Consider the following 23367-nt stretch of genomic DNA (forward strand, 5'->3'; position numbering starts at 1 on the left):
TGCTAGCGAAGGTCGCGGCGCATGACCAGCGCGCCGGTCGGACGGTTCAGCGCGTCCCGGTAATAGTCGGGGCGATTGCCGACCTGCCGGAAGCCGAGCCGGCGGTAGAGCGCGATCGCCGGTGCATTGGTTTCGTCGACTTCGAGGAACAGAGCCTCGGCGCGAGCGGCATGCAGTTCGCGCAGCACTGCATCCATCAACTGACGGCCTATGCCGGCTCTGCGATGGGAACGCGCTACCGCCAATGTGAGGATTTCCGCCTCGCCGGCCGCAAGCCGCGCCAGCACGAAGCCGACTAGGGGCGCTCCACGCCGACCGATCTCAACGGCCCCAAAGCCGAAAGCCGGATCCTGCAGGAGAAGGGAGGAAAACTCCTCCTCGCTCCAGGGACGGACGAAATCCTCTTCGTGAAGTTCGGACAGCCGGCCGCTGTCCTCCTGTGTCAGCGGTCGGACGGCATATTCGCGCGGCTGGGAGATGAACGGGATGCGAATCATCTTTCTTTCCGCGCAAGCGCGAAACCGGCCTGCGGCTTGGCATCCGGCTCGCGCAGATAAAGCGGCTTTGGCGGCGGTCCGCCGAAATTCTTCACGGAAGCAATGCGGGCATAGGTGGCGATATCGGCTGTCGCCGCCGCCGGACCCAGATCGAAGCCGCCGCCGGCTGCTTCAGCGATCAGGCAAGCGCCATTGCCCGCAAGAACGGCGCCGACGCGCAGAGCTTCTTTCGCCGCGGCTTGCGCCGGCATGGCCGAAGCCTCGATCAAGGCAGTACCGCTCCCGTCGAAAAGCTGGACGGACAGGCCTTCGGGGCGGCTGCCGATCGCAACCATGACCGACCGCCCCGGCCAATCCTCCGCCGTCTCGGCTGAGACTGCTTCCAGCGTCGTTACGCCCAGAGCCGGTATCTTCAGGGCGAGGGCGAAACCGCGCGCGGCCGCCACTCCGACCCGCACGCCGGTAAAGGAGCCCGGACCGATGGACACCGCAAGTCCGTCGAGATCTGCATAGGCTGCACCTGCCGCCTGCAGGGCTTCCGTCACCACCGCCATCAGGTGCTCCGCATGGCCCTTGCCAATGTCGAGAACCGAGCGGCCAAGCTCCCCGCTCTGGGTGTCGAAAACGCAAGCGGCACAAAGGTCCGCGGCGGTGTCGATGGCGAGGAGCTTCATGCGGAGCCTCCCCGCAGCGGCAGCCGGTAGCGCGGCAGGAACCGCCCTGGAATGGAGCCCGACGGCGTCCGGCTTTCCAGAATCGCGCCTTGTTTTTCATAGAAATCGCACGCGCCCGGATCGGCGTCGAAGACCAGCGCTCCGGCGCCATGCTTTATCGCCTCCGACTTCGCCCAATCGAGAAGCACTTTGCCCACGCCCTTTCCCTGACAGGCCAGTTCCACGAACAACTTGTCCAATTCGGCCTCGTTGCCGGCAAAGGATATCTCGGCGATGCCGGCGCGGACACCATCCATTTCGGCGACCATGATCCGGGATGCCGGCCTGGCAGGATCGACCGTTAGTTCGCCCCGGCAGGCCTCCATGAACGCCGCGTCATAGCCATGCACCGCCTTCGATCGCAGGCAGAGCTCGGTGAGAGCCGGACCTTCGTCAGGTAACGGAGGTCTCAGCCGCAGCATCGACGTCCCGCGCCTTCAATTCCAGCCGGCGAGCATGGAGAACCGGCTCGGTATAGCCGTTCGGCTGCTCGCGGCCCTTGAACACCAGATCGCAGGCTGCCTGGAAGGCGATGGAATTGTCAAAATCCGGGGCCATCGGGCGATAGAGCGGGTCGCCGGCATTCTGCCGGTCGACGACGGCCGCCATGCGTTTCATCGTCTCCATCACCTGCTCGCGCGTGCAGACGCCGTGATGCAGCCAGTTGGCGATATGCTGAGAGGATATGCGCAGCGTGGCGCGGTCCTCCATCAGGCCGACATCGTTGATGTCCGGCACCTTGGAGCAGCCCACACCCTGGTCCACCCAGCGCACCACATAGCCGAGGATGCCCTGAGCATTGTTGTCGAGCTCCTTCTGGATTTCCTCGGGCGACCAGTTCGGCCGCGAGGCGACCGGGACCGAGAGAATGTCCGACAATTGGGCGCGCGGCCTGTCCTTCAACTGCGTCTGTACGGCCTGCACATCGACCTTGTGATAGTGAGTGGCATGAAGCGTTGCGGCGGTGGGCGAAGGCACCCATGCCGTATTGGCCCCGGCCTTCGGATGTCCGATCTTCTGCTCCAGCATCGCAGCCATCAGGTCGGGCATGGCCCACATGCCCTTGCCGATCTGAGCGTGGCCGGAAAGCCCGCATTCGAGACCTATATCGACGTTCCAGTTCTCGTATGCCTGGATCCAGGCGGCCTGCTTCATATCGCCCTTGCGGATCATCGGCCCGGCTTCCATGGAGGTGTGTATCTCGTCGCCGGTGCGGTCGAGGAAGCCTGTATTGATGAAGACCACCCGCTCGCTAGCGGCGCGGATGCATTCCTTGAGGTTGACCGTCGTGCGCCGCTCCTCGTCCATGATGCCCATCTTGATGGTGTTTCCGGCCATGCCGAGCGCATCCTCGACGCGGCCGAACAGCTCGACAGCGAAGGCCACCTCGTCGGGACCGTGCATCTTGGGCTTCACCACATACATGGAGCCGGCGCGGGAATTCGCGCGGCGGCCGTTGGGTCCGATGTCGTGCAGCGCAATCAGCGCCGTGAACATCGCATCCATGATGCCCTCCGGCACCTCGTTGCCGTCGCGGTCAAGGATTGCCGGATTGGTCATCAGGTGGCCGACATTGCGCACCAGCATCAGAGAGCGGCCGGGCAAGGTAATCGCTGTGCCGTCCGGCGCGGTGATACGCAGATCTTCCGCAAGCGCGCGGGTAACCGTCTTGCCGCCCTTTTCGAACGTCTCCTTCAGGTCGCCCTTCATCAGGCCGAGCCAGTTGCGGTAGACTACGACCTTGTCTTCCGCATCGACGGCAGCAACCGAATCCTCGCAATCCTGGATTGTCGTCAATGCGGCTTCCAGCACCACATCCGCGATACCGGCCTTGTCGGTCCTGCCGATCGGATGGTTGCGGTCGATCACGATCTTCACATGCAGGCCGTTATTCACGCAAAGGACGGCATCCGGATTCGCCTGGTCACTGATATAACCGGCAAACCTGGCCGGATCCTTGAGGCCGGTCCGGCCCGCATCCGTCCCGACCACGAGCCTGCCGCTCTCTACGGCAAGATCCGTCGCATCGCTCCACGAGCCGGATGCCAGCGGCACGGCTTCATCGAGGAAGCTCCGCGCCCAGGCGATGACCTTCTCGCCCCGCTTCGGATTGTAGCCATTTCCTTTCTCTGCGCCATCGTCCTCGGGGATCGCATCGGTGCCGTAGAGCGCGTCATAAAGCGAGCCCCAGCGCGCATTGGCCGCGTTCAAGGCATAGCGCGCATTCATCACCGGCACGACGAGCTGAGGGCCGGCAACCGCGGCGATCTCCGGATCGACATTCGCGGTCGTTACCTGGAAATCAGGGCCCTCGGGCAGGAGATAGCCGATTTCGCGCAGGAAATCCTCGTATACCGCGAGGTCGGAGGGGGCGCCATTGTCGCGATACCATTGATCGAGCTTTTCCTGCATGCGGTCCCGCATGGCGAGGAGTTCGCGGTTTCTCGGCGCAAGATCGTGCACGATGGCCGAAAACCCCTTCCAGAAGGCGGCAGCCTCGACACCCGTTCCGGGCAACGCTTCGCCGACCAGGAAGTCGTGCAACCGGCGGTCCACCGCCAGTCCCTCGATCTCGACGCGATCCGTCATATGGCTAACCTCCGCTTCGTCATCCTGCATGGTCTCATGCGCTTTCACCACGGCAGGGCCGAACGGTCAATTCATTCCGGGCGTGAAGGTCTTTCTTGCTCATGCATATCTCATTGCGCAATTCTCGGCCGGCCGGAGGCGACAGCGGTGACGATCGCCTCGATGAACTTGCGCTGCCCTTCAACCGTGGCGGCGCGGATATCGTTCTCCAGCACCGTTCTCGCTTCCTCGGCGCCCGCCGCTTCGGCTCTTTCCCGGGCGATCCTGCGAATCGTCTCCTGCGCAAAGGCCATGGCCGCCTCCTCGTCGGGGAAATCGCGGATCGTCGTGCCGGCACTGACGCGGAAAAGCCCCTCGTTGGGCTGGCTCACCCTCGCCTCGGCGCTCACCCGCACCTGGCCGACCACCGCACCCAGCGCATTGGCGACGTCCGTATCGGCCGGCACGATGCATTCGCTGCCGACCAGATCGCCCAGCCGGGCATAGTGCAGCGGCGCGGACGCCCCGAGGCCGATGACCGGACGGTCGAGGGTGAGCGAGAAACGCGCTATGCCCTTTTCGCCATCGACGGCGCGGCGCACCAGTGCATGGGCGACGGTCGCCGGACCATCCATGCCGTCTTCGGCGAAAGCCGTCTCGAAGATCACTTCCGCCGAACGGCGGGCAAGCGCGGCCAGAACGCGCTTGCAAAGCGCCTCGGGAGTGTCCGCTATGGCCTGGCCCCGGCCATCGCGGCGGCGGGCGAAGAGGCCCGCGCCGAGACGGGCGGCCTCCCGGTTCCAGGTTTCCTGCCGTCCGAGAACATGCGCGGCGTCGGAGGGCGTGAAGCCGGCTATGTGGACGAGGCCGCGCGAAACGAGCCGGTTCAGGGTCGCAAGCTGTGCCGTCGATGTCAAAAGCCCGTCTAATGCTACAGGCTCGGGGCCGATGCGGCCATAAAGCTTTTCCTCAGCCTGCGAGAGGCCGGCGGCAAAGCGGTCGGGGATGCCCGCACGGAAGGCGAAGCGCCCGTCGAAGCGGCCGGGATTGGGCTGGCGGAGCTGGCGTTCCAGCCCCTCCAGCACGACCCGGCCATGCAGGTGGGCGGCCAGCGAAAGCGGGACCAGCCGGCGCGGACCGAGCACGAGGCGCGGATCGAGCGCGCCTTCCTCCAGCCCGATCTCCGAATCTCCGCCAAGGCCGAAGGTACGCATGGCAACCGCCTCCACCATGGTGCGGAAGCCGCCGACGGTGGCCCCTTCCGGGTCGATGCGCGGACGCCCCTTGTCGAGCACGGCGACATCCGTGGTGGTGCCGCCGATATCCGACACGATCGCATCGTCGAGGCCGGTCATGTGACGGGCACCGACGAGGCTGGCGGCGGGGCCGGACAGGATCGTCTCGATCGGGCGCTGGCGGGCGAAGCCGGCCGAGACCAGAGCGCCGTCTCCGCGCACCACCATCAGCGGGGCGGAGATGCCACGATCCTGAAGGAACGTTTCGGTGGCGGCGATCAGGCGGTCGATGAGGGAGACGAGGCGGGCATTGAGAAGCGTGGTGAGGGCCCGGCGCGGGCCGCCGAGCCGGGAGGAGAGCTCGTGGCTTGCCGTCACCGGCAGGCCCGTCGCCTCCCGCACCCTTTCGCGCACGGCAATCTCATGCGCCGGATTGCGGACGGCGAAATAGGCGCAGACCGCGAAGGCGGAGACGGATCGGCCGAGAGCATCCAGCTCCGACTCCAGAGCCTCCATATCAAGCGGAGTCTCGTTGCCGTGGACGTCATGGCCGCCGGGCAGGAAGATCACCGGATCGGCTCCGAGCGCCGTCCTCAACCCGTCGCGGGCGAGATCGGCCTCGGAGAAGCCCACCATGACCAGCGCCACTCGCCCGCCCTGGCCTTCCACCAGGGCGTTGGTGGCGAGCGTGGTGGACATGGAGACCAGCCCGATCCGCGCCGGATCGATCCCCGATTCCGCCAGCACCGCATCCACGGCGCCCGCGATGCCGACGGCCAGATCGTGACGCGTGGTCAGCGCCTTGGCCTTGGCCATGGCGCCGGCCGCCTCGGAGAAGAGAACGGCGTCGGTATAGGTGCCGCCGGTGTCTATGCCCAGGCTGAGCGGCCCGGCCGGCTGGTTCCTTGTGTGCATCGTAACGGCTTTTCCCGCACCGGGGACAATTTCCCCGCTTCAGGATCAATGCTCCTACCGCAGCTTCGGCACATAGGAAAGCCGCCGCGGTTTCCCGCGACGGCGCAATGATTGCAGTATGCCTGTGCGTCAGCGCGTCCACACGACGGTGCGCGTGTCGCGCTGGACCAGAACCGGGCCGGTCTCGGTGTAGATATAGCCATAGGCCGGGTCTTCCGGCACTGGCCTGATCTCCACCTCCGGCGGCACGACGGAACCGGTGGTGATGGTGGTGTCGACCGTTACCGGATCGACCGGGTTCTGCTCGACATAGGTCACCGTCTGGTCGGGCACGACATAGCCCGGCGAATAGACGACTTCGCGCGTCTGCGCCTTGACGATGACCGGACGGCCATCCGCATAGACATAGGCATAGTCCGGATAGTCGGGGATCGGCTGCAGCGTCGCGGTCTCGGGCACGACAGCGCCCTCGACGATGCGGCCTTCCAGCGTCACCGGCTCGACCGGGTTGGAGACCACATATTCGACGGCGGGTTCCGGCACGGCCGTCTCGGCGCCGATCACCGCGCCGGTAAAGCCGCCGACCACGGCGCCGATCGGTCCGCCGACAACCGCGCCGGCAATGGCGCCGGTGGCCGCGCCGCCGGCAGCACCGACGCCGCGGCTTCTGGTTTCGGTCGTTTCACGCTCGGTCTGCACAGCGCCATTGTCCCTTTGCGACACGGCGGGAGGATCCTGCGCGATGGCGGGAGCGGCACCGAGAGCGGCAAGGGCCACAGTAGCGAGAAGAAGCTTACGCATTATTCTTCCTTTCGTTCCTTGGTCGTTTTCACGTCCCTCGCCGCATAAAACCGCCGAACGCCGTCGGGGTTCCCGATTTTGGTCGGCAGACGGTCACGCAAGGCGCTGATTCAGCCCTCCCGATCCGCTTTCCCATCCGCTGGCCCATCCGCTGGCCCATCGGCCGGCTGGTTCATCAGCTCATCGACCATATCGCGGATCATGCCGTGGACCCTCTCGACCCGTTCCTCCGTGTCGCAGCAGGGCGGTATCATCGGTCCGCCAAGGAGGGTCCAGTCGTCCTCCGGGCGCCGGGATAGGCATTTTCCGGCGCGCCGGCATACCCCCTCGCGGCAATCGCGGAAATGATCGCACAAGGTCGAAGCGTGCTGTGCCAGCCCGAGATAGACGCCCATACAGCGGTGGTCCTCCTCCGCCAGTCGCCGGTTCACCGCGTGTTGCGCATCGGTCTCGCCGGGACGGCGCGGCAAATGGCGGACCTTGAAGCGCGGCCAGGGATCGTCGGCCGGGATATGGACAAAGTCGTAGCGGTCCGTGACCTCGTGATTGCTCCAGTCCATCGGCTTGTATACGGGCTTCGGCGTCCGGTAATCCGCCAGCGGCCGGACCTTCATCGGGATCCTGTCCCAGTCCTCCTCCGGATCGAACCCCATTCCGGCCGCAGCACCGGCGATGGTCCAGTCCGGGTCGAAGCCATTGTCTTTCTCGTCGTCCATCTTTCCTGCCTCTCGTTTGTCGGTTGGGGAAATGACGGCCGCGCGCAGGCATTCCCGCGCCGCAGGCCGGGTTGTTGAAAATTTGGGGGAGACGGGCGGTCGAAGGATCGCTCATCTTTTTGTTGTTTGGTGCGATCTCGCAACCGCCCGTCCGGCGATTTCCGTTTCCGCCCGTTCCGCTGCCCCTGCTTGCCATCGCAGGGCTGTGTGCTCGTCCAGCACGCCCCGGCCRTAGTACCGGGAGGGGAACCCTTGGACGGAACCTCCCCGGCCCCGCCTTACGAGGGCAGGACGGAGGCGCCGGCCCCTCCCCGCACAACGACGTCTCGAGATGCGTCCCCGGCGGGAGGAACGCGAACAATCATAAGGGAGAAAAAACGGGCGGGGATAAATTGGCCGGTTTACGGATGGCGGCCACCGGCAGGGAGGCGGGCTCGAAGGCCCGCAAAGCCAGGCTCAGCCTGGGGTTTCGAGCCAGATGGTGACCGGCCCGTCATTGACGAGCGCCACTTTCATATCCCCGCCGAAGACGCCGTTGGCGACGGTCACGCCATGCGAGGCGACTTGCGCCGAGAAGTGCTCGTAAAGGCGCCTGCCCTCCTCCGGCGGGGCGGCAGTGGAGAAACCGGGGCGATTGCCTTTCGTTTCCGCCGCCAGCGTGAACTGGCTGACGATCAGCGCCGCACCGCCCGTATCGATAAGCGAGCGGTTCATCCGGCCTTCATCATCCCGGAAGATGCGCAGATTGACGACCTTCCGCGCCAGCCATTCGGACTGTTTCTCCGTGTCGCCCTGCATTGCGCAGACGAGGATCAGGAGGCCGGGACCGATGGAACCGGTGACAGTGCCGTCAACGGTGACGGAGGCGGAGGAGACGCGCTGGATGAGGGATCGCATGGGCTGAGAGAAAACTCCTTTGGCCACATTTCTTCCAAATGATGCAGAGTGTGGCAATGGCCCTTGACGGTGAGTGGTGTGCCTGTCGAAGAGTCGAGCCAGGAGGGCGTTTAGGGGGGGTGCTTGCCCAAAATCCCGTGAGGGTTTTGCAAGTGGCCAATCCCTCATCTCATTTGCTCGAAGAACACCGTCTGCGAGGATCCCTGCGTCTCCGGCGAATGGCGCGTCGACCGGCTTTCCTTTAACGAGGATCGCCATCCTGACCGGATCGCCCTTGTTGTAATCGGTGAGCCGGTACCGTCATGCAAAGCGGCAGAGCGGGACGGTTGCCGAAGTCGCTCACAGCACCCTTTGCCTTTCGTCCAAAACCGATTATGAAGCCCCGGAAAAACCAAGGAAATCGGGAAGATCATGGTCACGATCAGCGCAAAGCCGAAGCTCGTAACAGTGTTTGGCGGCTCCGGTTTCGTCGGGCGGCATCTGGTGCAGGCGCTGGCGCGGCGGGGCTACCGGGTGCGCGTGGCCTGCCGCCGGCCGGAGCTTGCGAATTACCTGCAGCCGCTCGGCAGCATGGGGCAGATTCAGCCCATCCAGGCCAATTTGCGCTATCGCTGGTCGGTGGACCGGGCGGTGGAAGGCGCCGACCATGTCATAAACCTGGTCGGCATCCTCGCCGAGAGCGGCCACCAGCGTTTCGACGCCGTGCAGCATCTGGGAGCGCGCGCGGTGGCCGAGGCGGCACGCGCGGCAGGCGCGCCGCTGACGCAGGTTTCCGCGATCGGCGCCGACATCAATTCCCCCTCCTCCTACGCCCGGACGAAGGCGCTCGGCGAGGCGGCGGTGAGGGAAATCGTCCCCGAGGCCGTGATCTTCCGCAGCTCGATCGTGTTCGGCCCGGAGGACAAGTTCTTCAACCGTTTCGCCGCCATGGCGCGGATCTCGCCCGTCCTGCCGCTGCTCGGCGGCGGCTCGAACAGGCTCCAGCCCGTCTATGTCGGGGACGTGGCCGAAGCCTATGCGCGCGCCGTCGATGGCGATGTAGAGGGCGGCCGCATCTACGAGCTCGGGGGCCCGGAAGTCCTCACCTTCCGCGAATGCATGGAGGAGATGCTGCGGATCATCAACCGCAGGCGCATGTTCGTCTCCGTGCCGTGGCCAGTGGCGCGCCTTCAGGCGAAGGTGCTGGGCATGCTGCCCAATCCGCCGCTCACGCCGGATCAGGTGAAGCTGCTGCAGATCGACAATGTCGTCTCGCAGGCCGCCGAAGAGGAAAAACGCACCCTGAACGGGCTGGGGATCGGCGCCCATTCCATCGACGCCATCGTGCCTTCCTATCTGTGGACCTATCGTCCGGCCGGACAATTCACCAAACCGCAGCACTGAGGCGGCACCGTTGGGGCTGGGCGAAATCCTGCTGCCGGACGGGCTCGCCGCCCTTCCGGCCCTGCTTCTCGTCGCCGCCAGCTTCTTCACATCGGCGCTGACGGCCGCCTTCGGGGTCGGCGGCGGCGTCGCCATGCTGACGCTCATGGGCTTCTTTCTGCCGGTCGCGGCGCTGATCCCGGTCCATGGGGCCGTGCAGCTTGGCTCCAATACCGGACGCGCATGGCATCAGCGGGCAAATATCCGCCTCGACATAGCCGTGCCTTTCGTGGCGGGAAGCCTGCTCGGCGCCATTGTCGGCGTCTTTTTCGTCTTCCAGATCCCCGACGCGGTTCTGAAGCTCGTGCTCGGCCTGTTCGTCATCGCGGTCACCTGGGCGAAACTGCCGGGCGTGGAGAAGCTGAGCGCCGCCGGGCTTGCGGTCGGCAGCGCGTTTCTGGCGCTTCTGAGCATGTTCGTCGGCGCCACCGGCCCCCTGCTCTCGGCCTTGCTGGCGCAGATATTCGCCGGCGACCGCAAGGCCCTGGTCGCCACCCATGCCGCGGGAATGACCGTGCAGCACGCGCTCAAGATCGTCGTCTTCGGCTTTGCCGGCTTTGCTTTCGCGGCTTGGCTGCCCCTGATCGCCCTGATGGTGCTGTCGGGCTATCTGGGAACCGTCTACGGCACGCGCTGGCTGGAAAGGCTGCCCGAGGAGACCTTCCGCCGCTGGTTCCGGATCGGCCTCACGCTGCTGGCGCTCGATCTCGTCCGGCGCGGGATCATGGGACTTCTTTAGGATCAGCCCCAGATCAGCAGGGCGATCAGGCCCAAGGTGCCGACGGCGAGCCGCCACCAGCCGAAAAGGCGGTAGCCGCGCCTGGAGACATAATCCAGCAGCCAGCGCACGACGATGACGGCCATGACGAATGCCGCGATGAAGCCGGCAAGGATGAGGGTGAAATCCGAGGCAGTCAGGATGCCGCGGTTCTTGAACAGGTCGTAGGCAAAGGCTCCCACCATGGTCGGCATGGCGAGGAAGAAGGAGAACTCCGCCGCCGAGCGCTTGTCGGCCCCCAAGAGCAGCGCCCCGACGATGGTCGAGCCTGAACGCGAGGTGCCGGGGATCATGGACAGGCACTGGAAAAGGCCGATCGCGAAATAGACCCGCATGGGAAAGGCGGTCACGTCCTTGTATTTCGGCTGGGTGGCCCAGCCATCGACCCACAACAGCACGAAGCCGCCCAGGATGAGCATGATGCAGATCAGCATCGGCGTCTCGAAGAGCACGGTCTTGATGAAGCCATGCGCCAGCGCGCCGATCACCGCCGCCGGCAGGAAGGCGAGCAGGATGCCGGCGACGAAATGCCGGGTCCGGGGGTCGCGCGGCAGATCCACCACCATCTGCCGCAGGCGCCCGAAATAGACGCTGAGAATGGCGAGAATCGCACCGAGCTGGATCAGCACCTCGAAGGTCTTGCCGGTCGATTCGAAACCCAGGAAATGGCCGGCCAGCAGGATATGGCCCGTGGAGGAGACGGGTATGAACTCCGTCAGTCCCTCAAGGAGCCCGAGCAGAAGCGCTTCCACAATGGTCTGATGGTCCAAGATGCCTCCGGAGCGGGAGCCGCTTGTAATGGCCTTTTAACGCCCCTATAGCTCGGAGCGACGTTCCAGCGCCCGGGGAATCGGGCGCCTGAGGATTAGCGTTGCGGCCACGAAATGGCCAGAGCGATCATAAAAATTAGCCGATCATGCTGACCCTGTTCCATCATCCTCTTTATGCATCCTGCCGCTTCATCCGGCTTGCCTTTGGCGAATATGGCGAGGAAGTTGCCCTCATCGAGGAACGGCCCTGGATGCGGCGCAAGGAGTTCCTCACCATCAATCCGGCCGGCACGGTGCCGGTACTCCTCGCCGAAGGCGATCATCCGATCGTCGGCGCGAACGTGATCGCCGAATATCTCGACGAGACCCGCGGCGCCTTGCGGCGCGAAAGGCGGCTCATGGCCGAAGATCCCATCCAGCGTGCCGAGATCCGCCGGCTCATGGACTGGTACCTCGTGAAAACGGACAGCGACGTTGCGCGCCATCTTGTGCGCGAAAGGGCACTGAAGCCGCTCATGGGGAGCGAGCACGGCAGCAGCTCGCCGGATTCCACAGCCATCCGCGCCGCGCGCGCCAACATACGCCAGCATCTCAAATACACGAACTGGCTCGCCGGCACGCGCGACTGGCTCGCGGGGCCGCGGTTGAGCTATGCCGACCTGGCCGCCGCCGCCACGCTTTCGGTCCTCGACTATCTCGGCGAGATCAACTGGAGCGAATATGCCGCAGCCCGCGACTGGTACAGCCGCATGAAATCGCGGCCCTCCTTCCGCCCGCTGCTCGCCGATCGCGTGCGCGGCCTGTCGCCCGTCTCCCACTACGCGGACCTCGATTTCTGATGAAACCCGCCGGCATCTCCCACAAGGCAGACCGGCTCCGCACATTCATCGAGACCGAGGCGGAAAGGGCCGGCTTCGACGTCGTGGCGGTGACGAGACCCGGTGCCGTGCCCGAAAGCGGCGAAAGGCTTTCCGAATTCCTGCGCAAGGGCCGCCACGGGACCATGGACTGGATGGCCGAAACGGCCGAACGCCGCGCCGCGCCTGAAAATCTCTGGCCGCAAGCCCGCTCCGTCATCATGCTCGGCATGAATTACGGGCCGGCCGGGAACCCGCTCGACATCCTGAAAAAGAAGGATCGCGCGGCGATCTCTGTCTATGCGCGCAATCGCGACTATCATGATGTGATCAAGGGCCGCCTGAAGGAGCTGGCCGGCCGCTTTGCCGCCCGCAGCGGAGCCGAGGTGAAGGTCTTCGTGGACACGGCGCCGGTGATGGAAAAGCCGCTGGCCGCCGCGGCGGGACTTGGCTGGCAGGGCAAGCACACCAATCTCGTCAGCAGGCGGCTGGGCTCGTGGCTGTTCCTGGGATCGATCTTCACGACGGCGGAATTGACGCCCGACGAAGCCGAAACCGACCATTGCGGCTCGTGCCGGGCATGTCTCGACATCTGCCCGACCGACGCCTTCCCGGCACCCTATCAACTCGATGCGCGGCGCTGCATTTCCTATCTGACGATCGAGCATAAAGGGCCGATCCCGGCCGAATTCCGCAGCGAGATGGGCAATCGCATCTATGGCTGCGACGACTGCCTCGCCGTCTGCCCCTGGAACAAGTTCGCGGAGGAGGCTTCGGAAGCGAAACTGAAGGCGCGCGAGGATCTGAAGGAGCCGCGGATCGGGGATCTTCTGCTGCTTGACGACGCCGCCTTCCGCAGCCTCTTTTCCGGCTCGCCGGTGAAGCGCATCGGCCGCGACCGCTTCATCCGCAACGTGCTGATCGCCGCAAGCAATTCCGGCGACCGCGATCTGGCCCCCGCCTGCCGGAGGCTCGCCGAGGATGCCTCGCCCCTTGTGCGCGGCGCGGCCGCATGGGCCCTGTCGCGCCTTCTTCCCGCGGCCGAATTGAGGAAATTCGCCGAGCGGGCCCGGCTTCTGGAACGGGATGCGGACGTGCTGGAGGAATGGGACGCGGTTCTTGCGCCCGATGCGATGATAGAGGCGTAGAGGTGCGGGTATTTGTTTTCGGAGCCGGCTTTTCCGGCCAGGCATTTGCGAAAGAGATCGCAGGCACTGCGGAGTTCGTCGGTGGGACGACCCGCTCGCGCGAAAAAGCGCCGGCCCTGGCGAGATGCAGCATGAAGCCCTTTCTTTTCGAGGGAAATGCCCTTTCGGCCGAAATCGCATCCGCGCTCTCTTCGGTCTCGCATCTGGTCATCTCGATCGCTCCGGGGGAAGATTCCGATCCGGCATTCCTCGCCGCGCGCGAGACGATCCTGTGCTCCATGCCGGCCCTTGAATGGATCGGCTATCTTTCGACCGTCGGGGTCTATGGCGACCATGGCTGTGCATGGGTCAACGAGGAAAGCGAATGCCGGCCGGTCTCGCGCCGGTCGGCGGCGCGGCTCCAGGCCGAGGAAAGATGGCTGGGGCTCGGAAGGGAGCGCGGCTGTCCGCTCGCAATATTGCGCCTTTCGGGAATTTACGGGCCCGGAAGGAATGCCTTCGTCAATCTCGAACGGGGCACTGCGCGGCGGATCATAAAGCCCGGCCAGGTCTTCAACCGCATCCATGTCGATGATATTGCCGGCGCACTGCTCCATCTCGCGCAGGGCCGCATCGGGGGCATCTTCAACGTCAGCGACGACAAGCCATCCCCGCCGCAGGACGTGGTGGAACATGCCGCCCGGCTGATGGGTATCGAACCTCCGCCGGAGGTTCCCTTCGAGAGCGCCGGGCTCAGTCCGATGGCGCGTTCCTTCTACGACGAGTGCAAGCGCGTGGCGAATGGCCGCATCAAGGCGGCAGGATACCGATTTCGGTATCCCGACTATATCGCCGCGCTTGACGACATGTGGCGGCGAGGCGCGTGGCGCGGCCAAGCCTGAACCCGACATCCTCGAAAATCAGGGCCAGACATGGTATGATTCGCCGCGAGGGGCCCGGAAGGGGATTTGCGACCGAATGTGGAATTCGAGCCTGCGGCTTCTTGCTCTCGCCGCCAGCCTGGTCCTTGGGGCCTTTTCCTCCGATGCAGCGGGCGAACCGCTTGCAAAGGAGCTTTTCGGCGCCAAAACGCTTCCCGCCGCCGCAGAACCAGCATCATACGGATTTTATTCCAAGGGATGCTTCTCCGGCGGCATGGCAATCGCCACCGACGGGCCGCACTGGCAGGCCATGCGGCTTTCGCGCAACCGTCGCTGGGGCCATCCGGATATGATCCGGCTGATCGAGCGGCTTTCGCGCGATGCGGCAAAGGCTGGCTGGCCCGGCCTGCTGGTCGGCGACATCTCCCAGCCGCGCGGCGGACCGATGCTGACCGGCCATGCCTCGCACCAGATCGGGCTTGACGCGGATATCTGGTTCACGCCCATGCCGAACCGCAGGCTTACGGCGGCCGAGCGCGAGTCCGTCAGCGCGGTTTCCATGCTGCGGGACGGCTCGCTCCATGTGGACGACCGGAAATGGACGCCCTTGCATGCGGCGCTTCTGAAGAACGCGGCCCGCTATCCGGAGGTGGAACGCATACTGGTCCATCCCGGCATCAAGAAGAAGCTCTGCGATACCGTGAGAGGCGATCGCTCCTGGCTGCGCAAGGTCCGGCCCTTCTGGGGGCACGACTATCATTTTCACATCCGAATCTCATGTCCGAAAGGCTCGCCCGGTTGCAGCTCACAGAATCCGCCGCCTCGAGGTGACGGCTGCGATCAGTCTCTTGCCTGGTGGTTCACCGAGGAACCGTGGCGGCCCGCCAAAGGTCCGGAGAAGCCCAAGGCGCGCGACATCATGACCCTGGCGCAATTGCCGCCGGCCTGCCGCACCGTGCTGGCCGCCGCTTCGCCGCCGTCCGAACTTGCCGTGACGGTCACGGGGCCCGAGGCCCCGGTCATGGCCACCACGGTAAAGGCCTATGACACCATCGACCCGGCGGAAGCCCTTTCGAGCATTCCGGCTTCGGCGATCCCCCTGCCCATGCCCCGACCGACAGGGCGCTGAACTTGCCGGAAAGGTCTTTCCCTTGCCGGCGGCCTTGCATATAGCTTCAACCGATTTACACCCGTGCTGCGTGATGTAGAGCGCAGGCGCTGATGCGGCTTGCAATCGGTTGTGTCATGGGATGGCATCGAACGAAGCGGCTGCGAAAATTGTTATACGCAGGCAGTCACGCACAATATTCGGGAGCCGGATCCGTCTGAAATGTCCATCCAGAACGACGTCCTCAGTTTTCCGATCCTGATCGGGGATATCGGCGGAACCAACGCCAGGTTCGCGATACTGGTCGATTCCTATGCCGAACCGAAGGCGTTTCCTGTCGTCCAGACCGCGGATTACGCCACGATCGACGAAGCTATCCAGGCAGCGGTCCTGGACCGGACCTCGCTGCAACCGCGCTCGGCCGTTCTGGCCGTCGCCGGACCGGTGGACGGCGACGAGATCGACCTGACCAATTGCGACTGGGTGGTTCGCCCGCGCAAGCTGATCTCCGAATTGGGCCTTTCCGATATCGTGATCCTCAACGATTTCGAGGCGCAGGCGCTCGCCGTGGTCGCGCTTGGCGAAGAACATCTCGAAAGGATAGGCAGCGGCATTGCGGAAGAAGCCGGCAGCCGGGTGGTGCTCGGTCCCGGTACCGGCCTGGGCGTGGCGGGCCTCGTCAACTCCCGCCGCATCTGGATTCCCGTGCCCGGAGAAGGCGGGCATGTCGATCTCGGCCCGCGTTCACCGCGGGACTTCCAGGTCTTTCCGCATCTGGAGCCGATCGAAGGCCGGATTTCGGCCGAGCAGTTGCTGTGCGGCCGCGGTCTGGTGAATATCTACCGCGCGGTGGCGAAAGCTGACGACAAGGAGCCGGCCTTTTCCACCCCGTCGGAAATCACGGCGGCCGGGCTGGAAGGCGCCGATCCGATCGCGGTCGAATCGCTCGACATATTCGTGACCTGCCTGGGCCGGCTCGCCGGCGACCTGGCTCTGATCTTCATGAGCCGCGGCGGCGTCTATCTTACCGGCGGCATCGCGCAGAAGATCGTTCCCGCGCTGAAGAACGGCAAATTCCGCGCCGCGTTCGAGGACAAGGCGCCTCACAGAGCGCTTCTGTCGGCCATGCCGGTCTTCGTCATCACGCATCCGACCGCGGCATTGACGGGCATCGCGGCATACGCCCGCACGCCTGCACGATTTGGTGTCGAGACTGCCGGAAGAAGATGGCGGGGCGCTTGAGCAAGGCCTGATTGCGCGGACCCTCGGCAATTCTGCGATTGCAACGGCCGCCGGGAGCAGGCATACGCATCCCGGCAATGCCGATTGCCCCCTGAGGGGGCGGCGGGAATCAAGAGCGGATCTGGTTGTTGGGCTCAAGAACAGGGAAAAAGGCGGATCCAGGCGAGGTCATTGCCGTCCTCAGGCGGGTGCTCTCGGAGAACGGCCGCGAATATGTCCCGTCTTATGTGCTGGCGGTTATCTGCATGGTGGCAATCGCCGCCACCACGGCCTTCACGGCCTGGATCATGCGCGACATCATAGACGAGGTCTTCTACCGGCAACGATGGAACCTGCTGTGGAGCATCTGCCTCGCCATCATCGCCGCCTTCACCATTCGCGGGCTGGCGACCTACGGTCAGGCGGTCCTCCTCGCCAGGATCGGCAACAATATCGTCGCCCGCTATCAGCGCCGCATCTTCGATCATCTGATGAAGCTCGGCATCGGCTTCTTCACGACGACCCGCTCCGGCCAGCTTGCCGCGCAGATCAGCCAGAATGTGACCGGCGTGCGCGACCTCCTGAACATGACGCTGACCTCCGTCGCCCGCGACGCGCTCTCCCTGATCGGGCTGGTGGCAGTCATGATCATGCAGGATCCGTTCCTGTCCCTGATTGCTCTTACCATCGGCCCGCCCCTCATCCTGTCCGTCAACTACCTGATGCGGCGGTTGAGAAAGGCGACGCGCGAAGCGGTGGAGATCAATTCTCGCCTGCTCGGGGCCATGCAGGAATCCACTCAGGGGATTGCCATCATCAAGGCCTTCACGATGGAGGATCAGATTGCCGAGAAGATGAGCACGCTGATCTCCAATGCGGAAGCGCGCGCCAACCGGATTTCCCGCGTCTCGGAACGCCTCGGCCCCATAACGGAAATTCTCGCCGGCCTCGCCATTGCCGGTGTGCTGGCCTATGCCGGCTACCGGGCGACCACCGCCSCCGAGCCGCCCGGCTCCGTCTTCGCCTTCATAACCGCGCTGCTGCTGGCCTATGACCCCGCCCGCCGGCTTGCGCGGGTGCAGGTCAATCTGGAGCGCGCGCTCGTCAATGCGCGCATGATCTACGAGATCCTCGACATCGAGCCGCAGCAGGGCGATGTTCCGGGGGCGTCCGAACTGACGGTCGATCGGGGCCATATAAGGTTCGACAAGGTCGTTTTCTCCTATGCCGAAAAGCTGCGCATCCTGAAGGGCGTGAGCTTCGAGGCGAAGGCGGGCAAGACGACGGCAATCGTCGGCCCCTCCGGCGCCGGAAAATCGACGCTTTTTGCGCTCCTGCAACGTTTCTATGACGTGGATGGCGGGCGCATCGAGATCGACGGATGCGATATTGCCGGGGTGACGAAGAAGTCGCTCCGCCGCTCGATCGCCTATGTCTCGCAGCAGCCCTACCTCTTCGAAGGGTCGATCCGTGACAATATCCGCTACGGCCGGCCGGACGCCACCGATGAGGAGATCCAGGAAGCGGCGCGCCTCGCCCATGCCGACGAATTCATCCGCCAGCAGCCGAACGGCTACGACACCATGGTGGGGGAGAACGGCATGACCCTGTCGGGGGGCCAGCGGCAGCGACTTTCCATTGCGCGTGCCATCGTCCGCGATGCGCCGATCCTGCTCCTCGACGAGGCGACATCCGCACTCGACAGCGAATCGGAAGCGAAAGTGCAGGAGGCGCTCGAGGGGATCATGCGCACGCGCACGACGCTGGTCATCGCGCATCGCCTTTCCACGGTCGTCAACGCCGATCACATCGTCGTGCTGGAAGACGGTCGTCTCGTGGAACAGGGGACGCACAAGTCGCTTGTGAGGAAGCCCGGCGGCGTCTATGCCCGCTTCCACAGGATGCAGCGCGAAAAAAGCGAGAACCTTCTCGAGGACGTTTCGGGCGATGCCGGCGGAATGAAGGAACCTGCAAGGACGGAAACGGCGGACCAGGAGGATCGCAGATGAGCGATATGGGCCTTGTCATCGTTGGCGCCGGCGGCCGCATGGGCCAGACGCTGGTCCGGACCGTTCATTCCATGGAAGACGTCCGCATCGTTGGGGCCGTGGAGCGTTCGGGCTCGCCGCATCTGGGCAAGGATGCCGGAGAGCTTGCCGGCCTCGGCAGCCTGGGCATGCCGATCTCGGACGACCCGCTGCCAGTCTTCGCCCGCGCCGACGGCGTGCTCGATTTCACTACGCCGGATGCCACGGTGGAATTTGCCGGCTATGCGGCGCAGGCTCGCATCGTACATGTCATCGGCACGACCGGCTGCTCGGAAGAGCATGAGGCAAAGATCAGGGCTGCGGCGCGTCATGCAACGGTGGTCAAGTCCGGCAATATGAGCCTTGGCGTGAATCTGCTCGCCGTTCTTGTGAAGCAGGCGGCAAGGGCTCTGGACGAGGATTTCGATATAGAGATCGTCGAAATGCACCATCGCAACAAGGTCGACGCACCTTCGGGCACGGCGCTGCTGCTCGGCGAGGCGGCTGCCGCCGGCCGGGAAATCCGGCTTGCGGAGAAAAGCGTTCGCGTGCGCGACGGCCATACCGGCCCGCGCGAACCGGGAACGATCGGCTTCGCCACCCTGCGGGGCGGTTCCGTCGTCGGGGACCACTCGGTGATCCTGGCGGGCAGCGGCGAACGCGTGACGCTGACGCATCAGGCCGAGGACCGCGCGATCTTCGCCCGCGGCGCGGTAAAGGCGGCGCTATGGGCGCGCGACAGGAAGCCGGGGCTTTATTCCATGCTCGACGTGCTCGGGCTCAGCTGACATTTCCAACCACACCGTAAGGAAGGAAGCTTAAGACATGTCCGGAACCCTCGTCCTCGTCCGCCATGGCCAGAGCGAATGGAACCTCAAGAACCTTTTCACCGGCTGGAAGGACCCCGGGCTGACCGAGAAGGGCGACCAGGAAGCGCGCTCGGCGGGCAGAAAGCTGAAGGAACGCGGCTTCAGGTTCGACATCGCATTCACCTCGGTTCTGAAGCGCGCGCAAGTGACGAATGACCTGATCCTTGCGGAGCTTGGCCAGACCGGGCTTGAGACTCTGCGCGACCAGGCGCTCAACGAGCGCGACTACGGCGACCTCTCCGGCCTGAACAAGGACGATGCCCGCGCCAAATGGGGCGAGGAGCAGGTGCATGTCTGGCGCCGTTCCTATGACGTGCCGCCACCCGGCGGCGAGAGCCTGAAGGACACCGGCGCGCGCGTCTGGCCCTATTACATCCGCACCATCCAGCCGCATGTCCTGCGCGGCGAGAGCGTCCTCGTGGCCGCCCACGGCAACTCGCTGCGCTCGCTGGTCATGGTGCTGGACGGGCTTTCGGCCGACGAGATCGTGAAGATGGAGATCGGCACGGGCATTCCGATCATCTACAAGCTCAACGCGGATTCGACCGTTGCCTCCAAGGAGGTGCTTGAGGGCTGAGGCTCCAGCAAGGCGGATTTTGCTGCCGCGACAAGAAATCCGCGTTGACACGGTAGGCTCGCCCGCTTACATCGGCAGCGCACCTAGCCCAGGTGGCGGAATTGGTAGACGCGCACGGTTCAGGTCCGTGTGCCGCGAGGCGTGGAGGTTCGAGTCCTCTCCTGGGCACCATCTTTCCCCCCAAATTTCCCTGTCCAAGCCCGAATCGTCGCTTGCATGGCCGATCCGGCTGGGCGGTCAGCGATGCGCCGGGCGCTTACGAGCGGGGGCCTTCAGCCTTCATTTGCGCAGTTCCTTGCCCCGGCCGCCACTCGCGGCGGCCGGGGAGGTGCACAGAGAGAAAGTGACGCAGCGGAGAGGCCAGGGAGGGTGCCGGGAGAAGCGTTCCTTTCCGCCACGCGCCCTAACTTGAGCCATGAAGGATTGTTCCCGGCCCGAGCGACAATACGATTGTCGCTCCAGGACTTGGGGCCGTCGAACCCGATCGCCCAGCCGCTGCGGCAGCGTGGTGCAAATGCGCGATCTGGGGATTGTCAATGGCGCCTGCCCGGCACCGCCAACTGATGCCAGGGCAATGCATTTTCCGGGAAACAAGAGCTTGCCATTTCGAGAACGACCATGAGCGCGGCAATAATGCCGGTGGCCACGACTGCAAGTGCTGCCGCTTCGGCCCCAAGACCCGCGTCCTCGAGATTGAGGAGAGCGACGCCGAGCGTTTCGGTGCCCGCCGACCACAGGAGAGCGGAAATGGTAAGTTCGTTGAAGGCAAGCAGAAACACCATCAAGCCTCCCGCCGCGACCGAGGGCAGCACGAGCGGAAGGATGATGGTCCAAAGACGCGCCGCGACCCCCGCGCCATCTATCAGGGCAGCCTCTTCCACATCGCGCTCAAGCGACGAAACAGCCGCGATGACCGGCTTCAGGGCAATCGCCAGGAAGGACGCCAGATAGGCGAAGACAATGATCCATGCCGTGCCATAGATGGTGAGGCCGCCCAGCGGCAAGGGATTCACGAATAGAAGTATGCAGGCGATCGCAACGACCACGCCAGGCAGGGCATAGGGCATTTCCACGACCGGAAGTATCGCCATCCGCGCCCATGCGAGGCGCCGGTCGATGACATAGGCGAGGAGGAATGACAGGATGGCCAAGATCACTGCGGCTCCTCCCGCATAGGCAAGCGAATTGGCGAAGGCGCGTTGAATGAGCGCCTGCCTCCACAGCACTTCGGTATATTGGGACAGGGTCAGGGTTTCGAAACTCAGCATCACGCCGTAGGCAGGCACCAGCGACCTGGCGACGAGCGAGGCCAGGGGCAGCAGAATGGTTGCCGCGAAAAAGAGCCACAAGGCAGCCTCGGTGGGACCGGTTACCGCCCGCCGGCGGATGAACGGCTCCATCTGGCGCTCGGCATCCGTTCTGACATTCCGTCGGGACATCAGCCAGGCCGAAGCGACCACGGCCGTCCCCGCGATCAGCGCGATCAGCAGGGACACCAGAGCGGCGTCGTTGATCGCGCCGCCTCCGAAACTCGCCAGTCGCCGGTAAACCATCGTGGGCAGGGTCAAAACACCGACCGGCAGGCCCAGCAATGCTGGAATGCCGAAATTGCCGACACCCGCCACAAAGGAAAGAAGGATGGCCGAGAAAATGTTGAGCCGGATGACGGGAAGGATCACGTCCCTGACGATCGCCAAGGGACGGGCGCCATCCAGCATGGCCGCCTCCACAAGCATTTTCGGGACGCGGACAAGCCCCGAAGCGATCACGATGGCGACCAGGGGCGCATGGTGCAATCCCATGACAAGGGCAATGCCCCCGAAACCAAGCATCGGATTGGCGGTTCCCGGCGGCGGCGCGAGACCCAGGAAATTGAGGATCGGAGAGGAAGGCCCCGCCAGCGTTTTGAAGGCCAGCGCAGTTACCTGCGGCGCCACCATCAGCGAGAGCACGAACACAAAGGCGAGCGAGCGCCGGGTCTTGAGTTCCATCGTCGCCAGGGCAAGGGCGACGAGGCTTCCGACCGGGACCGCCAGAAGCGTGGAGCCGGCGGCGATTGCCAGCGTGTTGAGCGTCGCCCGCATGACCGCGGGCTCGGTCAAAAGCGCGACCGCCTCGGCTGCACCCGATGCAAAGACGTGCGAGGCGGCCGCGACGAGCTGAATGATCGGCACGAGGCAGAATACCAACACGGCCGCAACGACGAGAGCGGAGATGAAGCCGCCCTCGCTGTCCGACCAGCTTTCCGTTCTCCGGCGTCCAGGGTCGAGAACGGAAGCGATGGAATGCGATGTCATGCCGGTCTTTCGCACATGCCGTCCGGCTCAGTCCTGGCCGAAGATGCCGGCGAATTTTTCCTTGTCGGCTTCCGCGGATTCCAATGCCTTCTGCGGATCGAAGGGCATGACCTTGATCTCGGAAAGCGGAGGGAAGCCATCCGGCGGCGCCACATCGGGATGAGCCGGCATGTAACCCTGAGACACCGCCATTTCCTGACCTTCGCGCGAGATCAGGAAATCGACGAATGCCTTGGCGGCCTCGGGGTTCTTCGTATTGGCGAGAATGGCGACCGGCTCGGAAATGGCGGAGACGCCCTCTTCAGGGAACACGAAATCGACAGGAGCGCCCTTCGCCTTCTCGCGGATCGGCATGAAATCGACGATCATGCCATAAAGCTTTTCGCCGCCGGCAACCGCCTGCAAAACGCCGCCATTGCCGCCGGAGGCCTGCGCGCCGCTGGCGGCCAGTTGCTCGTAGTAATTCCAGCCCTGCTCCAGGTTGGCGACGATCGCCTGGGTATGGATGAGCGCGGCACCCGAGGTCAGCGGAGACGGCATTGCCACCTGGCCCTTGGCCTCCTCCTTCAGAAGGTCGCTCCAGGAGGCAGGCTTCATTGGTGCATTCGTGTTGTAGACGATACCGGTGGTGATCAGCTTGGTCGGGAACCACATCCGCTCCAGATCCTGGATCGCCTCGTCATAGGCGGAAACGTCCGCTTCCGGATAGGCCATCAGCTTGCCGTCCTTTGCCATGTCCTCCATCGTGACGCTGTCCGCGATCAGGAGCAGATCGGCGGGAGAGGAGCCGGCTTCCAGTTCCGCCTGCAGCTTCGCCATGAGCTTCGTCGTGCCGTCACGAACGAATGTCACTTTCACGTCCGGGTATTTTGCCATGAAAGCATCGATGGTCTGCTGGGCATCGTTGTTCGGCTGACTTGTGTACAGGGTCAGCGTACCCTCCACCGCCGCCGCGCCGGAAACCGCGCCCAGCAGCGCAGCGCCTGCGACAAAGGCCTTCACAATTATATGCATCACACGCTCCTTGCCATTGAGGGAAGATGAATCGGCGTAGGCGCGCTGTGTTACCTTTCTATGACAGCGGGCTCCAC

At 64.6% G+C, this 23367-nt stretch carries 21 protein-coding genes and 1 tRNA gene; 11 read left to right on the plus strand and 11 right to left on the minus strand.

The window, feature by feature from the left end:
• Positions 1-2: 2 nt before the first annotated feature.
• The 8 genes from rimI to dtd form a co-directional block, all read right to left on the minus strand.
• Positions 3-494, minus strand: coding sequence for a ribosomal protein S18-alanine N-acetyltransferase (gene rimI, locus L598_RS15620; protein ID WP_144864146.1), 492 nt, complete (start codon positions 492-494; stop codon positions 3-5).
• On the minus strand, positions 494-1171 hold the full coding sequence (gene tsaB, locus L598_RS15625) for a tRNA (adenosine(37)-N6)-threonylcarbamoyltransferase complex dimerization subunit type 1 TsaB (RefSeq protein WP_144863988.1): 678 nt from the start codon (positions 1169-1171) through the stop codon (positions 494-496). Before tsaB ends, rimI begins: the two co-directional genes overlap by 1 nt.
• The gene (locus tag L598_RS15630) at positions 1168-1632 is read right to left on the minus strand and encodes a GNAT family N-acetyltransferase (RefSeq protein WP_144863990.1); all 465 of its coding nucleotides are present in this window, start codon (positions 1630-1632) and stop codon (positions 1168-1170) included. The genes tsaB and L598_RS15630 overlap by 4 nt, the downstream gene beginning before the upstream one ends.
• Entirely contained in the window at positions 1604-3799 is a 2196-nt protein-coding gene (locus L598_RS15635) for a malate synthase G (RefSeq protein ID WP_144863992.1), read from the minus strand. Before L598_RS15635 ends, L598_RS15630 begins: the two co-directional genes overlap by 29 nt.
• Before the next feature lie 110 nt (positions 3800-3909).
• Positions 3910-5928, minus strand: a complete 2019-nt coding sequence (locus L598_RS15640; RefSeq protein WP_144863994.1) for a hydantoinase/oxoprolinase family protein — start codon at positions 5926-5928, stop codon at positions 3910-3912.
• Positions 5929-6057: 129 nt separating this feature from the next.
• Positions 6058-6729 carry a DUF1236 domain-containing protein gene (locus L598_RS15645; RefSeq protein WP_144863995.1) on the minus strand — a complete coding sequence of 224 codons (672 nt, stop codon included), beginning with the start codon at positions 6727-6729 and terminating at the stop codon, positions 6058-6060.
• A 110-nt stretch (positions 6730-6839) separates the two neighbouring features.
• Positions 6840-7445: a hypothetical protein gene (locus tag L598_RS15650; protein WP_144863997.1), complete on the minus strand. Its 606-nt coding sequence runs from the start codon at positions 7443-7445 to the stop codon at positions 6840-6842.
• 456 nt (positions 7446-7901) lie between these two features.
• Entirely contained in the window at positions 7902-8342 is a 441-nt protein-coding gene (dtd, locus tag L598_RS15655) for a D-aminoacyl-tRNA deacylase (protein ID WP_144863999.1), read from the minus strand.
• 411 nt (positions 8343-8753) lie between these two features.
• On the opposite strand from dtd, the gene L598_RS15660 reads away from it, so the two are divergent.
• A complete protein-coding gene (locus L598_RS15660; protein WP_144864001.1) occupies positions 8754-9725 on the plus strand; it encodes a complex I NDUFA9 subunit family protein in 972 nt (323 codons plus the stop codon).
• 10 nt (positions 9726-9735) lie between these two features.
• Positions 9736-10503 carry a sulfite exporter TauE/SafE family protein gene (locus tag L598_RS15665; RefSeq protein ID WP_144864003.1) on the plus strand — a complete coding sequence of 256 codons (768 nt, stop codon included), beginning with the start codon at positions 9736-9738 and terminating at the stop codon, positions 10501-10503.
• Between the two features lie 2 nt (positions 10504-10505).
• Here L598_RS15665 and L598_RS15670 read toward each other — a convergent pair whose 3' ends face one another.
• A complete protein-coding gene (locus tag L598_RS15670) occupies positions 10506-11312 on the minus strand; it encodes an undecaprenyl-diphosphate phosphatase (protein ID WP_144864005.1) in 807 nt (268 codons plus the stop codon).
• Positions 11313-11458: 146 nt separating this feature from the next.
• Between L598_RS15670 and L598_RS15675 the strand changes: the two genes are divergently transcribed.
• The 9 genes from L598_RS15675 to L598_RS15715 all read left to right on the plus strand — a co-directional run bounded on the left by L598_RS15675 (position 11459) and on the right by L598_RS15715 (position 20150).
• Positions 11459-12151, plus strand: coding sequence for a glutathione S-transferase family protein (locus tag L598_RS15675; protein ID WP_144864007.1), 693 nt, complete (start codon positions 11459-11461; stop codon positions 12149-12151).
• On the plus strand, positions 12151-13317 hold the full coding sequence (gene queG, locus L598_RS15680; RefSeq protein WP_144864009.1) for a tRNA epoxyqueuosine(34) reductase QueG: 1167 nt from the start codon (positions 12151-12153) through the stop codon (positions 13315-13317). Before L598_RS15675 ends, queG begins: the two co-directional genes overlap by 1 nt.
• Complete coding sequence (locus L598_RS15685; protein WP_144864011.1) at positions 13275-14198, plus strand: SDR family NAD(P)-dependent oxidoreductase; 924 nt, start codon at positions 13275-13277, stop codon at positions 14196-14198. Before queG ends, L598_RS15685 begins: the two co-directional genes overlap by 43 nt.
• A 76-nt stretch (positions 14199-14274) precedes the next feature.
• Positions 14275-15306 carry a penicillin-insensitive murein endopeptidase gene (gene mepA, locus L598_RS15690; RefSeq protein WP_144864013.1) on the plus strand — a complete coding sequence of 344 codons (1032 nt, stop codon included), beginning with the start codon at positions 14275-14277 and terminating at the stop codon, positions 15304-15306.
• A gap of 201 nt (positions 15307-15507) precedes the next feature.
• Entirely contained in the window at positions 15508-16527 is a 1020-nt protein-coding gene (locus tag L598_RS15695; protein ID WP_144864015.1) for a glucokinase, read from the plus strand.
• A 128-nt stretch (positions 16528-16655) separates the two neighbouring features.
• A complete protein-coding gene (locus L598_RS15700; protein ID WP_246658778.1) occupies positions 16656-18515 on the plus strand; it encodes an ABC transporter ATP-binding protein in 1860 nt (619 codons plus the stop codon).
• Positions 18512-19321 carry a 4-hydroxy-tetrahydrodipicolinate reductase gene (gene dapB, locus L598_RS15705; protein ID WP_144864017.1) on the plus strand — a complete coding sequence of 270 codons (810 nt, stop codon included), beginning with the start codon at positions 18512-18514 and terminating at the stop codon, positions 19319-19321. The genes L598_RS15700 and dapB overlap by 4 nt, the downstream gene beginning before the upstream one ends.
• 37 nt (positions 19322-19358) lie before the next feature.
• Positions 19359-19979 carry a 2,3-bisphosphoglycerate-dependent phosphoglycerate mutase gene (locus L598_RS15710; RefSeq protein ID WP_144864019.1) on the plus strand — a complete coding sequence of 207 codons (621 nt, stop codon included), beginning with the start codon at positions 19359-19361 and terminating at the stop codon, positions 19977-19979.
• 86 nt (positions 19980-20065) lie between these two features.
• Positions 20066-20150 (plus strand) — tRNA-Leu (locus L598_RS15715).
• A 362-nt stretch (positions 20151-20512) separates the two neighbouring features.
• On the opposite strand, the gene L598_RS15720 is transcribed toward L598_RS15715, so the two are convergent.
• Together L598_RS15720 and L598_RS15725 are read right to left on the minus strand one after the other, a co-directional pair.
• The gene (locus L598_RS15720) at positions 20513-22276 is read right to left on the minus strand and encodes an iron ABC transporter permease (RefSeq protein WP_144864021.1); all 1764 of its coding nucleotides are present in this window, start codon (positions 22274-22276) and stop codon (positions 20513-20515) included.
• 27 nt (positions 22277-22303) lie between these two features.
• Complete coding sequence (locus L598_RS15725; RefSeq protein WP_144864023.1) at positions 22304-23290, minus strand: ABC transporter substrate-binding protein; 987 nt, start codon at positions 23288-23290, stop codon at positions 22304-22306.
• Positions 23291-23367: the final 77 nt, after the last annotated feature.

This window comes from Mesorhizobium sp. J18, from assembly GCF_007829525.1.
Lineage (GTDB): Bacteria > Pseudomonadota > Alphaproteobacteria > Rhizobiales > Rhizobiaceae > VLJP01.